The 12,582-nt window shown below is 62.9% G+C and carries 11 protein-coding genes; 3 read left to right on the top strand and 8 right to left on the bottom strand.

Features of this window, described 5'->3' with window-relative positions; translation table 11 throughout:
• Nucleotides 1-2: 2 nt before the first annotated feature.
• From LPB072_RS04120 to LPB072_RS04110, 4 genes are all read right to left on the bottom strand, one after another.
• Complete coding sequence (locus LPB072_RS04120) at nucleotides 3-866, bottom strand: branched-chain amino acid ABC transporter permease (protein WP_066091953.1); 864 nt, start codon at nucleotides 864-866, stop codon at nucleotides 3-5.
• 474 nt (nucleotides 867-1,340) lie between these two features.
• Nucleotides 1,341-1,475 carry a FeoB-associated Cys-rich membrane protein gene (locus LPB072_RS24060; RefSeq protein WP_157559230.1) on the bottom strand — a complete coding sequence of 45 codons (135 nt, stop codon included), beginning with the start codon at nucleotides 1,473-1,475 and terminating at the stop codon, nucleotides 1,341-1,343.
• Nucleotides 1,475-3,370: a ferrous iron transporter B gene (feoB, locus tag LPB072_RS04115; RefSeq protein ID WP_066091950.1), complete on the bottom strand. Its 1,896-nt coding sequence runs from the start codon at nucleotides 3,368-3,370 to the stop codon at nucleotides 1,475-1,477. The genes LPB072_RS24060 and feoB overlap by 1 nt, the downstream gene beginning before the upstream one ends.
• Entirely contained in the window at nucleotides 3,367-3,621 is a 255-nt protein-coding gene (locus LPB072_RS04110; RefSeq protein WP_066091946.1) for a FeoA family protein, read from the bottom strand. The genes feoB and LPB072_RS04110 overlap by 4 nt, the downstream gene beginning before the upstream one ends.
• A gap of 163 nt (nucleotides 3,622-3,784) precedes the next feature.
• Between LPB072_RS04110 and LPB072_RS04105 the strand changes: the two genes are divergently transcribed.
• Nucleotides 3,785-4,903 carry an HPP family protein gene (locus tag LPB072_RS04105; RefSeq protein WP_066091943.1) on the top strand — a complete coding sequence of 373 codons (1,119 nt, stop codon included), beginning with the start codon at nucleotides 3,785-3,787 and terminating at the stop codon, nucleotides 4,901-4,903.
• Nucleotides 4,904-4,909: 6 nt separating this feature from the next.
• On the opposite strand, the gene LPB072_RS04100 is transcribed toward LPB072_RS04105, so the two are convergent.
• A complete protein-coding gene (locus LPB072_RS04100) occupies nucleotides 4,910-5,719 on the bottom strand; it encodes a hypothetical protein (RefSeq protein ID WP_066092614.1) in 810 nt (269 codons plus the stop codon).
• 223 nt (nucleotides 5,720-5,942) lie between these two features.
• Here LPB072_RS04100 and LPB072_RS04095 point away from each other — a divergent pair, with 223 nt between their 5' ends.
• Both LPB072_RS04095 and LPB072_RS04090 read left to right on the top strand, forming a co-directional pair.
• Complete coding sequence (locus LPB072_RS04095) at nucleotides 5,943-7,754, top strand: DUF1566 domain-containing protein (RefSeq protein WP_197508904.1); 1,812 nt, start codon at nucleotides 5,943-5,945, stop codon at nucleotides 7,752-7,754.
• Between the two features lie 34 nt (nucleotides 7,755-7,788).
• Nucleotides 7,789-10,077, top strand: coding sequence for an ATP-dependent DNA helicase (locus tag LPB072_RS04090; protein WP_066091938.1), 2,289 nt, complete (start codon nucleotides 7,789-7,791; stop codon nucleotides 10,075-10,077).
• Nucleotides 10,078-10,152: 75 nt separating this feature from the next.
• Here LPB072_RS04090 and LPB072_RS04085 read toward each other — a convergent pair whose 3' ends face one another.
• The 3 genes from LPB072_RS04085 to LPB072_RS04075 form a co-directional block, all read right to left on the bottom strand.
• A complete protein-coding gene (locus LPB072_RS04085) occupies nucleotides 10,153-10,800 on the bottom strand; it encodes a hypothetical protein (protein WP_066091933.1) in 648 nt (215 codons plus the stop codon).
• A 373-nt stretch (nucleotides 10,801-11,173) separates the two neighbouring features.
• Nucleotides 11,174-12,028: a hypothetical protein gene (locus LPB072_RS04080; RefSeq protein WP_066091931.1), complete on the bottom strand. Its 855-nt coding sequence runs from the start codon at nucleotides 12,026-12,028 to the stop codon at nucleotides 11,174-11,176.
• A gap of 30 nt (nucleotides 12,029-12,058) precedes the next feature.
• Nucleotides 12,059-12,535, bottom strand: coding sequence for a hypothetical protein (locus LPB072_RS04075; RefSeq protein WP_066091929.1), 477 nt, complete (start codon nucleotides 12,533-12,535; stop codon nucleotides 12,059-12,061).
• Nucleotides 12,536-12,582: the final 47 nt, after the last annotated feature.

Here is a 12,582-nt window from a genome sequence, read left to right as displayed (position 1 = left end):
CTTCAGCGCGCTCCGTTGGTGAAAAGGCCTTGGGGGCGCAGGGAAAGAATCACCACCAGCAACACGAAGGAGATGATGTCCTTGTAGTCGGTGGAGATGTAATAGGCGCCAAACGACTCGGCAAAACCGATGATCAGGCCGCCCACGATGGCGCCGGGCACGCTGCCCATGCCGCCGAGAATGATGATCACGAATGCTTTCGTGATGACCAGGTGGCCCATGGCCGGGTAGACCAGGTTGATCGGGGCGTAGAGCGTGGCGGCCACGGCGGCCAGCGCGCCGGAGATGCCGAAGGTCAGCATGGCCACGCGGTTGGCATCGATGCCGACCAGCGAGGCGCCGTCGCGGTTTTGCGCCATGGCGACGATGGTCGAGCCGGCGACGGTGCGTGTCAGGAAGATTTGCAGCGCGGCCATCAATGTGAAGGCGCCGGCGATGATCATCAGGCGCTGCACCGGCGCGGTGATGCCGGCGACTTCAATGATGCCGCTGAAAGGTGTTGGCATGCGCAGGAAATCGGCCCCCCACAGGGCTTGCGCGCCGGCCTCCAGAAACAGCAGCAGACCAATGGCGGCGATCATGGGGTGAAGACCCGAATGGTTGCGCAGCGGGCGGAACACCAGACGCTCGGACAGCGCACCGATCACAGCCACCACACCGGCGGCACCGATCATGGCGATCCAGTAGTTGACCTCCCATCCGGTCATGAGCTTGAGCGCCACGAAGGCGCCCACCATGTAGAACGCGCCGTGGGCGAAGTTGGGCACATGAAGAATGCCGTAGACCAGGGTCAGACCCAGGGCCACCAGGCTGTAAATACCGCCCAGCGTCAGGCCGTTGAGCACCTGTTGAAGAAAAATGTCCACTGTGAATCGCCTCTGGATGGGTTGCCAAAAGAACCGTCGTCCCACCAAGCAAATCGCTTGATTTTTGAGACTATAGACTGCACAGTGGAATTGAGAACAACGGGTTAACCCTCAAGTTGATTCCTTGGCGACACCCCCCGAAACCCACCGGGCTGAAGGCCATTTTTACTTTGTGGTTTTTGGAAATGTCCGCGAAAAACGTGAGCCACTTCGGGTGGCCGGGAGCGGCCGCATGGGCGGATTCGTTATGCTGCACTGCAAAACAAAAGGCATCTCAATGGACGGCCGCCAGGACACCGCGGCACGGGGGCGGGCCGGCAGACACAACGGGGCCGGGTCGGCCGCGAGGGGACACAACAAGCGACAACGGGCAGCGCCCTGCGCTACGCGCTCAAGTGCGGCGGGCAGCGGCTGCGGCAGTCCAGAGCGGCCCGTAGCGCGGATGCCTCGCGTCAGGCGAACCGGGCAAACCGCTCAGTCGTCGCAGTGGCAGTTGTCGCAGTTGCCGCAAACCGGCGCCTGGCCTTTGGATACGCGCCAGTAACGGCGCACCAGAAACGCCACGGCCAGCGCACCCAGGGTCAACACGGCGATCAGATCGAAGTTCATCAGAAAGAGCCTCCCAAATTCAAGGCGAGCCGGTAGGTGACCCACGACGCTGCGTAGGCCAGGCCAAACAGAAACACGGCCATGCCCACCGGCATCGCCCAGCCACCCATTTCCTTGCGCACCACGGCCAGCGTGGCCAGGCACTGCGGGGCAAATACAAACCAGATCAGCAGAGACAGGCCGGTGGCCAGCGTCCAGTCTTGCGCGATCAGGGGGCCCAGCGCGGCGCCCACTTCATCGCCGGTTTGCGACAGGGCATACACCGTACCGAGCGCGGCCACCATCACTTCGCGCGCAGCCAGGCCTGGAATCAGGGCCACCACAATTTGCCAGTTGAAACCAATCGGGGCAAACAAGCCCGCCAAGGCCAGGCCGATGCGACCGGCGAAGCTGTATTCGATCGGGCTTCCGCTGAAGCCCGCAGGCGCTTGCGGGAAGGTAGAGAGAAACCACAGGATGACGGTCAGCGACAAGATGATGCCACCCACATTGCGCAAGAAAATGCTGGCGCGCTGCCACAGGCCAATGGCCAGGTCTTTGACGCGCGGCAGGTGGTAGTCGGGCAGTTCCATCATCAGTTGCACCGGCTCACCCGCCCCGCGCCACAGTTTCAGCACCCAGGCCACCGCAATGGCCGAAACAATGCCCATCACATACAGGCCAAACAACACCAGCCCCGGCAGGCTCATGCCGTAAACGGTCTTGGCTGGAATGAACGCGCCGATCAGCAGCGTGTACACCGGCAGGCGCGCCGAACAGGTCATGAGCGGCGCGATGAACACCGTGACCCATTTCGTGCGCCGGTCGGAAATCGTGCGCGCGGCCATGATGCCGGGAATGGCGCAGGCAAAGCTGGACAACAACGGAATGAAGGCCCGGCCCGAGAGCCCCAGGCTGCCCATCAAGCGGTCAAGCAGCAGCGCTGCGCGCGGCAGGTAGCCCGACTCTTCCATCACCAGGATGAAGAAGAACAAAATCAAAATTTGCGGCAGAAAAATCACCACGCCGCCCAGGCCTGCGATCACGCCGTCGATCAACAAACTCTTGAGCAGGCCCGCGGGCAGCAGCCCGTCCACGCCCTCGCCCACCCAGCCGGTCGCGCTCTCGATGAGGCCCATCGGCCACTCGGCCCAGGCGAACACGGCCTGAAAGATCAGGAACAGCAACACCAGCAACACCAGCACACCGGTGACCGGTTGCAGCAGCCAGGCGTCAAGGGTTCGCGACCATGCGTGCGCGGCCATGGGCTGGTCCATGCCAGCGGCCTGCAGCCAGGCCTGGGCCTGAGTGTCGTCGGTGCGTGCCGAATCGGCGTCCTGGCGAACCGCAGTGATGTCGGGCCGCGGCTGGTTCCACACATCCGCCTGGTCCAGCAACTGGCGCAAGGCCTCGGTGCCCTGCGCTGAAATGCCCGTGGCTTCCAGCACCGGCACGCCCAGCGCGGATTGCAAACGCGCCACATCCAGCTCGCGGCCCTGGGCGCGCACCCGGTCCATCATGTTGACCAGAACCACCATGGGCACGCCCACGCGTTTCAATGCTGCCACCAGCCGCAGGCCACGGCGCAGGCGCGTGGCGTCGATCACCACAGCGGTCAGGTCGGGCGCTTTCTCGCGCAAACTCTGACCCAGCACCATGGCGCAGGCCACGGTCTCGTCCTGGCTGCTGGGGTTTAGGCTGTAGGTGCCCGGCAAATCGATCACCGTGACCGAGCGGCCAGCGGCGGTTTTCATCAGGCCACGCTTGAGCTCGACCGTGACCCCGGCGTAGTTCGCCACCTTTTGCTGGCTGCCGGTGAGGCGGTTGAACAGCGCGGTTTTGCCGCAGTTGGGATTGCCCAGCAAAGCCAGGCGGCGCTGCGCCAGGCCGCTGGTATCAACGGTGGCGGTGCTCATGCCGCGATGGGCTCCGCCAACGCTTCGTGATGGGGATGCACTTCGATCTGCACGGCCTCATCGGGGCGCAAGCCGAACACCGCATCGCCCACCTGCACCACCAGCGCCCCGGTCTTGAACCAGCTGCGCTGCAGCACACGCACGTTTTCCAGCGGCAAAAAACCCAACTCCAGCAAACGCGGGTGGTGGGCGCTGTGCGCTGCGATACGGTGCCATTGGCGAACGGTCGCTTGGTTCAGGTTGGTCAACATCGGTTCGATGGTTGCAAATAGGAATGATTCCCATTTTAGATGGGAATGTGAAAGCGTGGACTTGATCTGCGTCAAATGCCGCGATCAAGGCGCCAAACAGCGGTGCCCCCGACCCGCTGATAACATCCCCCAAACCGCCCCAAAGTGGTGCAGAAGTTTCACAATGACGAACGCTCGACTGCAGCATTGGCTGCGCTCCTTCTACCCGGCCCCACTCACCGGCGGTCCTCGCGACCTCTGGCTGGGGAGCCTGGGCGCGGGGCTGGGCCTGTTGATCACCGAGTGGATCAGCCACCAGGCCCTGGGCTCGGCCAACCCCTGGTTCATTGCCCCCATGGGTGCTTCTGCCGTGTTGTTGTTTGCCGTGCCAGCCAGTCCGCTGGCGCAGCCCTGGTCCATCGTGGGTGGCAACGTGATTGCGGCGGCGGTGGGCATCACATGCGTGCAGTTGCTCGGCAGCAATGGCCCGGCGGCCGCGCTGGCCGCGGCAGTGGCCATCGCCCTGATGTTCGCCCTGCGCTGCCTGCACCCCCCCGGCGGCGCGGTGGCGCTCACCGCCGTGCTGGGCGGCCCGGCCATCCACGACCTGGGCTACGCTTTTGTGCTGTGGCCGGTGGCCGTGGATTCGGTGTTGATGCTGTTGCTGGCCCTGGCGTTCAACAACATGGCAGGCCGGCGCTACCCCCACCATGGCGCACCACGCCCACACCCCCACGACACGCGCGACCGCCTGCCCACCCAGCGCGCCGGCCCGACCCGCGAAGACCTCGACGCAGCCATCGCTTCGTTTGGCGAGGTGCTCGACATCGACCGCGACGACCTGGAAGATCTGGTGATGCGCACCCAGCTCGCCACACGCCAACGGCAATGGCAGGCCGTGCGCTGCAGCGACATCATGTCGAGCGATGTGATCTCGGTGGGTCCGACCGATTCGGTGGACGAAGCCTGGCAGCTGCTGGCCCACCACAAGGTCAAGGCATTGCCAGTGGCCGACCCCGAGGGCAAGCTGGTGGGCATCGTTTCGCTGCACGATTTTTTCATCGGACAAAGCGCGCCCGTTCCCAACCAGTTGCCGCGCATGAGCACCGCTCGACGGGTCGAAGACATCATGACGCGCCGGGTGCGCTCTGCCCGACCCGAGCAACCCATCGCGGAACTGGTGCAAGGCTTCTCGGACGGCGGGCTGCACCACATGCCGGTGGTGAACACCAACGATCAGGTGGTGGGCATGGTGACCCAGTCGGACCTGGTGGCGGCGCTCTTCATGCGCAGCCCAGGCTGAGTGCTTCTACCAGCGCGCCTGAAGCCGGTCTTCTTCACGCACCGCGGGGCCTGATTTCGCCAGGGCCATCCAGACATGGAAGGGCAGTTGCTCCACCGCCTTGCGCGGCGCTTCGCGCGCCACCTTCAAGGCGCCGTCTTCCACCAGCATCACGCCACACTCGGCCGGCACTTCGTCGGGCGCACCGATCGCGCGCCCCTTGGCGTCTTGCCCCAGCACATACCAGCAGGCGCCGGCCATGCCCAGGTAGGCCGCGCGCTTGGCCGGCTTCTTCAGGTCACCCAGCAGATCGGCCCGGCTCACCTTGATCTCGTGCACCACGGGCTCCACATAGGCCTCCACCGAGGTGCGGCGGATGGAAAACACATCGGGCATGGCCAGACACCAGGCGTGGCCCGGCGGTTCGGGCAAGGGCGTGGCATCGTCGTCCAGCGCCAGCCCGGGGGACTCGGGCAATGGCGTTGGTTCTTCACCCAGCAGCAAGGCCTTGGGCAGCGCCACACGCATCATCAGCCCGCGCCAGGCCAGGCGACCGCCCCGTGTCATCTCCAGCGCCACACGCTGCACCAGCGCTTCGTGCGGCGAGCGCGCGGCCTTGTTGCTGGCAAACACCGTTGCCAAAGTGGCGATACCGGCATCGGTCACCCGCAAGGTCTCGTGGCCCTCGCTGGAGCGAACCCGCTCGATCTGTCCGGCCGCGAGCAACTCAACCTCCAGCATGTCCTGCGTCGGCCAGCCTGCCGAGCGGTACAGGTCGCGCAGACGGCGGTGGTGGATGCGGGTGAGCGTTGGGATGGCGGAGGGTGGCTGGTCCATGGTGGCATCATGCCAGCGGGCCACATTGCGCGCCCACGACCTGTCCGGTCTCCCCCTTGACGCGCCGCTCGCAGGGCCAAACCCCCACCACCGTACCCTTCCAGGCAACCGGGCGGTAGCCATTAATTCTTATACTTGTGCCTCTTCAAGCTGGCGAAAGAGTGCCCCAGGTGGCGCGCCAGCGAAATGCGGCGCCGCTTCGGGTCATCAAGGAAAACAACGAATGAACAGCTTAATGAAGACCAGGGTAGCGGGTTGTGCAGCCAGTCTGGTTATTCTGCTCAGCGCCTGCGGCGGCGGCACTGGCGACAAGCCGGTACCAGAGCGATCCACCGTGCAGCAAGCCGGGGCTTCCACCGAATCCCCGCTGTCCACTGAAGCTTTGCTGGCCCTGGGCGCCAGGCTCAACACCTCTGCCTTGAAAGAGGCTGAGAGCGAGGCCCTCGCCGCTGACCAGTTGGGTGCGCGAACCGGTCTCGACCAATTGGCCCCTGGTGAGCAGGCCCCCTGGAGCGCCTACGCCTCAGGCGCCGTTCGGGAGAAAGCGGCCGACAAGCTCGTGCCCGTCTGGCGGTTTTACAACGGCGCCACAGGAGCCCATTTCTTCACCCGCAATGCGACCGAGCGCGACAACGTGATCGCCAACCTGTCGCCCCCCAAGGGCAGTTTTCAGTACGAAGGTGAGGCCTTCAAAGTGGCCAACGCGCCTTCGCCTGGGCTCTCACCGGTTCACCGTTTCTACAACACCCAGACCGGCGTTCACTTCTACACCATCAGCGACACCGAGCGCACCCACATCACAACCAACCTGCCCCAGTTTGCCTATGAAGGCATTGCGTATTACGCCAGCAAGGTGAACGGTGGGGGCATGACGCCGTTTTACCGTTTCTACCTGCCGGGCAAAGGGTTTCATTTCTACACGGCCAGTCTGCAGGAACGCGACAACATCATCGCCAACCTGGCGGCCATTTACCAATACGAAGGGGCGGGATATTCGGTGCTGCAAAGCAACTGGCAACCTGAGCCGGAACCGCCCGCGGTGGTTCCGCATTCGGGTATGAAAGACACCCAGTGTGTGGCGTTCGGCTCTTTTGGCAGCTACGTGTCGTGTGCCGATCCCAATGCACAGGCGCTCAACCCGCAACAAGATGGCCACCGTGCAAATACCAATCCCATGAGCTACAGCGCCATTGGCGCCTACCCGACCACCAGTTGCGTGAAAGACAACGTGACCGGGTTGATCTGGGAGGGCAAAACCGCCAACAACGAGCCGAGGGGTGGGGGGACCGTTTACACCAACTACCCCTTCGGCTACGGGAAAACGGACGACGCGAGTGGCTACATCACCTACGTCAATGGCCTCAACCTCTGCGGCTACAGTGACTGGCGCCTGCCCACACGAACGGAATTGCTTGGGATCGTGGACTTTGGACGATATGAGCCGGCACTGGACAGTGCCTGGTTCCCCAACTCGAACCACACCTACTGGACCGCAGACAAACTGGGCTGGGACAACGGCTATTCGGCAACGGTCACGTTCACCTCCGGCTACACCGGCGCAGCATCTGCAAGCAAGGAGCGCATCCGGCTGGTTCGCGGGTACGGACACACGACCCAGCGGTACAGCTATGGCACGGTGGCATACGGCTCAGACGCGACAAACAACGTGGTCATCGACGGATGGACGGGCCTGCGCTGGCGCCGGTGTGAGCAAGGACGGACCTGGACCGGCGCGACCTGCTCGGGCACTGCAAGCACATTGACCCACTACGACGCACTGACCCACGCCAGAGACCTGACCGGCTGGCGCCTGCCCAACGTGAAGGAGCTGGCAAGCCTCGTTTCGCTGGGCGTTGCCAGTGGCACAACGATTGACTCGACGGCATTTCCGGGGGCTGCAGCGGCCAACCTCTGGTCCTCCACCCCCTGGGACCTGCTGGGCAGAGCCCGTTATGTTGGTTTCGCTGATGGCCGCGTAAGTGCCTCTCCTCACAACACGGCTTATCCCGTCCGTCTGGTGCAACTCATACCGTGATCACGGTCCCCGCCCCTGACGCGCGCCCCAAAGCGTGACACCCCTGCCCGGCGAAGCACAACACTGCGCCGTGGCGGTGCGCGCGCTGTGCGAATTCGGCGCCAAGGAAGGCGACCTCGACCTGCGTTTCACCCCGTCGCCCAGTGGCGCCGAAGGCGTGGCCGGCCACACCACCGTCACCGGGCGCCGCCCCGTCGGCTACCAGCGCGAGCTGCCCTTGAGCGCCCGCTTCGAAGAGCTGACCGTCACCGGCCGCGCCGATGGCTTCGACCCCGATGCCAGGCGCGTGGAAGAAATCAAGACCCACCGGGGTGATGTCAACGCGATCCCGCCCAACCACCGCGCCCTGCACTGGGCGCAGGCCAGGGTCTACGGCTGGATGCTCTGCCAGCAACTCTCCATCGAACAGATCGAAGTCGCGCTGGTCTACTTCAACATCGACACGGCCGAAGAAACCCTGCTCACCGAAACCCAGACCGCCAGCGACCTGCGCACCCATTTCGAGGCGCTGTGCCAGCGCTACATCGGCTGGGCGCGCGAACAGAGCGCTCACCGCCTGCAACGCGACGCGGCCCTGCTTGAGCTGGCGTTTCCGTTCGCCGACTTCCGTCCGGGCCAGCGCAAGCTGACCGAGACCGTGTACCGCGCCCAGGGCCGCGCCCAAGCGGGCGAACGCATCTTGATGGCGCAGGCGCCCACCGGCATTGGCAAGACCATGGCCACGCTGTTCGCCGCGCTCAAGGCCGCGCCCAGGCAAGGCATCGACAAGGTTTTTTACCTGACCGCCAAAACACCGGGGCGCCAGCTCGCACTCGATGCCCTGAAGCGGCTGAACAGCGCCGGCCACCTGCGGGTGCTCGAACGGGTCGCCCGCGACAAGGCCTGCGAACACCCCGACAAAGCCTGCCACGGCGCTTCGTGCCCGCTGGCCCAGGGCTTTTACGACCGCCTGCCGGAGGCCCGCGCCACGGCCGCCAAGGTCGAGTGGATGGACAAAGCCACCCTGCGCGACACCGCCCTGGCCCACACCGTTTGCCCCTACTACCTGGGCCAGGAAATGGTGCGCTGGAGCGATGTGCTCGTGGGCGATTTCAACCACTACTTCGACCACGGCGCCGCCTGGCACGCGCTCACCGAAGCCAACGAATGGCGGGTGAGCCTGCTGATCGACGAAGCCCACAACCTGATCGAGCGCACGCGCCTGATGCACAGCGCCGCCATGGAACCCGGTGCCTTTCAGGCACTGCGTCAGAGCGCGCCGCCCGCCTTGAAAAAGCCGCTGGACAAGCTGCACCGCCAATGGGGCAAGCTCGCCAAGGAACACTTCGAAGCGTATGCCGTGTTGCCCGAGCTGCCCGGCGAATGGGTGGAAGCGCTGCAAGCCACCTGCCACGCCATCGGCGAACACTTCGCCGAACACCCCGCTGACGCCACCGGCTCTTTACAAACCTGGTGGTTCGAAGCCCTGCACTTTCAGCGCGTGGCCGAGACCTTTGGCGACCACAGCCTGTGCGATCTGTCGCGCGATGCGTGGGCCATGAACAAATCCGGCAAACCCAGCCACCCGGCGATCAACCTGCGAAACATCGTGCCCGCGCCCCTGCTGGAAGACCGCTGGGCCACCGCCCACAGCGCCACCCTGTTTTCCGCCACGCTGGCGCCCATGGACTACGTGGCCAACCTCCTCGGTCTGCCCGAAGACACGACGCGCCTGGAGGTGCCCTCGCCTTTTGCGGCCGAGCAATTGCAGGTGCGCGTGGCGCCCCACATCTCCACCCGATGGAGCGACCGCCTGACCTCGCTCACCCCCATGGCCGATGTGATGGCCGAGCAGTTTGAAGCCGAGCCCGGCAACTACCTCGCGTTCTTCAGCAGCTTCGACTACCTGCAACAAGCCCTCGACCGCCTGCAAGAGCGCCACCGCTTTGTGCCCACCTGGGCCCAATCGCGCGGCATGACCGAACCCGACCGGGAAGCCTTCATCGCAAGGTTCACCGACGACAGCCAGGGCATCGGCTTCGCCGTGCTCGGCGGCGCATTCGGCGAAGGCATCGACCTCCCCGGCCACCGCCTCATCGGCGCCTTCATCGCCACCCTGGGCCTGCCGCAGTTGAACCCGGTCAACGAACAGATGCGCGCCCGACTGCAGCAACGCTTCGGCCGCGGCTACGACTACGCCTATCTGTACCCAGGCCTGCAAAAAGTGGTGCAAGCCGCCGGCCGCGTGATCCGCAGCGAGACGGACCACGGCACGGTGTGGTTGATGGATGACCGGTTTGGGAAAGCGGAGGTGAAGCGGTTGTTGCCGGCCTGGTGGAGTTGATAGAGCGCGACTAGCTCGCATATGTGAACTCGACTAACGCACCACAAGCTCGATTGAGACATGGTGGAACTCAGATCATCCTCCGAAAAGCTTTCCTCCAAGAGCAAATGCCCCGGCCAGCAGCGCGGCGGCAGTTCCCAACAAACTCCACAACTGCGCGGGCTTCATACTTCCAAGAAGTTCTCCAACTGAAAGCTCAGCCGGATCCATCGAAGCCTTCTTTTTAGTATGCGGTGACTGAACTACTTTCTGCTTCCAACTGGAGAGCACTCCATTGAATTCGGTAGTCGCCAGCGCAGAAGGCTCCGGGCTCAGGTATTGAACGTACCAGTCGTAGCCACGCTCCAGCAACCCTTCAGCCTTAACCCCCTGCTCCACTATCACCAACAGTGGATGGCCACGGCTGTAAGCCATCGCCGCTTCGATCTGATTCCAAGGCGTTGCAAGCTTCACATCTAACAGAGGCAACTCTTTCGGACCACCTCGCTTGTCTGTACCCACTGCAAAGTGGGTTCGCTCTAGAGCTATCACAACCGTTCCTGAACAGCTATCTATGAGCTGCGATACCGTCTTGAGGGGGGAATCAGCACTAAAAGTATTGCGCCCGACGGTATGGGGAATAAGCCCTTCACTTCGAAGTCGTTCTTCAACCGCACGAACAAATGTTTCCTGCTGCCCCGTCGCAGTTCCGCCAACACTGACGAACACATTCTGCTCATTCATTTCAAATCCTTTGGGTACACCAAGTACGCATTATTTTGCGATTTCCGGCAATTCTCCAAGCGCTTTAAACACCCAGCCAAACGACATACGCAGTATGGCCGGGCTGAGCAGCGCAAGGCACCGCGCAGCGGCCCGGACTTCGGCTCGCCTTTTCTTTGCTTGCTTTCTTTTGGCGAAGCAAAAGAAAGTGAGTCGCCGCCGGGGCGAGACCCGGCACGCCGCAATAACCCGCCATCAGCCAAAGAGACAACCCAAAGCGACTAGCGATAAATACCTCCCCCGAATTCCCTAGATCAACCACGCACCCGCAGGCACCGAGCTTGCGCCCATTTCGCGCAGCGAGGGAACCAGCAAGAAACCTGAGGCCTCAGTTCTAACGCGTCAAAACCGGTGTTTCTGGCACCCGCTCCGAAGTCAGTTGAGCTACGCTCTGAGGCGCATCGTGCGCAGGGGCCTGCTTCCCGGAAAGCGCTTCCGATACCCTTATTTCAGAAATCGCACCATCGTGTTTCAGCGCAATGGTCTTGCCATCTTTACTTAATAAATAGCGCTCACCCGGTCCACGCTTTGCATTGGCCGCCTCGAGACCCAGCGCGGACTCGCCGATGGTCTTGATTTGCTCATCTGAATATCCGAGAGCTTTGAGGCCGGGGCCAATCTGCTCAGTCACCCGAAGCGAAGGCCGATCAGCAGCGGCGCCAGCAGCCTTGGCATCCTCGGCCTTTGCCACTCTCGCCTCAAAGGGCGTTTCGAAGCCGCCAAATTTCTTCACATACGAGGAGATCGGCGTTCCATTGCCATCTTTCCCATCGGTCTTGCCATCGGAGGTGACATAGGCTTTCAAGCCACCAACGCCCAAGAGGTGGGCGCCTGCCAACAGGCCACTCTCGGTCACCTTCACGCCGTCCGACAAGGTCTGCCCGACGTATTTGTCGAGGCCATAGTGCCGGATGTAGCCCCACTGAACCTTCATGTAGTCTTTGACTGCATTTTCCTGAGCGTTGGGCGACTTCAAAAAATCATCTTTGCTTTCGACGCCGTCTTTGCCTGTCCAGGTTCCAGCCCAGTCATTTTTTCGGGTGCCATCCTTTTGGTAGTACCCGCTATCGATCAGCGCCGACTCGCCCATCTGGTACTTGCCCAGATAACCAATTGAATTGGCGATGTCATACCGACCGCCCGATTCTTTGGCTGCAACTTTTTCCAGAAATTCGTTGTAGGTCGGCATGGTGCCCCTCTTTCGATGGCGTCAGTTAGATCAAGGGCAGCGTTTCACAACCGCGTACCGCTGGCCCTGCCAGCGCCACAGCGGCGAGCAGGGTCCTCCGCTAACTGAAAGATCGGCGAAGCCTTGGGTTCGTGATGGCAGGGTCTGAATTTCGCCTTCGCTCACAACAAACTGGCTGACCCATTGCCCGCCAGATTTGACCCACAGCTCGGACTTTTGCCCTGTTCTACCCAGGCAAGTCGAACCACTCTTGGTGATCACCACGGCCGGCGTTCGATCTTTGGCATCCAAAGCCAGTTGCTGCGTCTCGTAGTCCACCTCCTGATTGGCACAGTCTGGATCCACGACCGAGCCCTTTACCGAAGGCAGGAGGCCTCCCGATACCTCTTTCACCCACAACTCCATCGCAGAGGTTGAGGCTACGAACTCGGAAGATGGAGGGTGTGCGGCGCAAGCCAGCAATGAGAAGGCAAAACAGAGGATCGTGGCTGCGCGGATTGGTTTCATGAACGCTCCGAAGAAGGCAAAGCGTGAAGATACTTGAAATTCTCCGA

The sequence above is a fragment of the Hydrogenophaga crassostreae genome (genome assembly GCF_001761385.1).
GTDB classification, from domain to species: Bacteria; Pseudomonadota; Gammaproteobacteria; order Burkholderiales; family Burkholderiaceae_C; genus Hydrogenophaga; species Hydrogenophaga crassostreae.
Note: the sequence above shows the minus strand (reverse complement) of the source record. Positions and strands in the feature narration are given on the sequence as shown.

Excerpts from the sequence above, each read along its gene's own strand:
- LPB072_RS24060 (WP_157559230.1), bottom strand. The coding sequence starts at position 1,475 with ATGAACTTCGATCTGATCGCCGTGTTGACCCTGGGTGCGCTGGCCGTG.
- feoB (WP_066091950.1), bottom strand. The coding sequence starts at position 3,370 with ATGAGCACCGCCACCGTTGATACCAGCGGCCTGGCGCAGCGCCGCCTG.
- LPB072_RS04110 (WP_066091946.1), bottom strand. The coding sequence starts at position 3,621 with ATGTTGACCAACCTGAACCAAGCGACCGTTCGCCAATGGCACCGTATC.
- LPB072_RS04105 (WP_066091943.1), top strand. The coding sequence starts at position 3,785 with ATGACGAACGCTCGACTGCAGCATTGGCTGCGCTCCTTCTACCCGGCC.
- LPB072_RS04100 (WP_066092614.1), bottom strand. The coding sequence starts at position 5,719 with ATGGACCAGCCACCCTCCGCCATCCCAACGCTCACCCGCATCCACCAC.
- LPB072_RS04095 (WP_197508904.1), top strand. The coding sequence starts at position 5,943 with ATGAACAGCTTAATGAAGACCAGGGTAGCGGGTTGTGCAGCCAGTCTG.
- LPB072_RS04085 (WP_066091933.1), bottom strand. The coding sequence starts at position 10,800 with ATGAATGAGCAGAATGTGTTCGTCAGTGTTGGCGGAACTGCGACGGGG.
- LPB072_RS04080 (WP_066091931.1), bottom strand. The coding sequence starts at position 12,028 with ATGCCGACCTACAACGAATTTCTGGAAAAAGTTGCAGCCAAAGAATCG.
- LPB072_RS04075 (WP_066091929.1), bottom strand. The coding sequence starts at position 12,535 with ATGAAACCAATCCGCGCAGCCACGATCCTCTGTTTTGCCTTCTCATTG.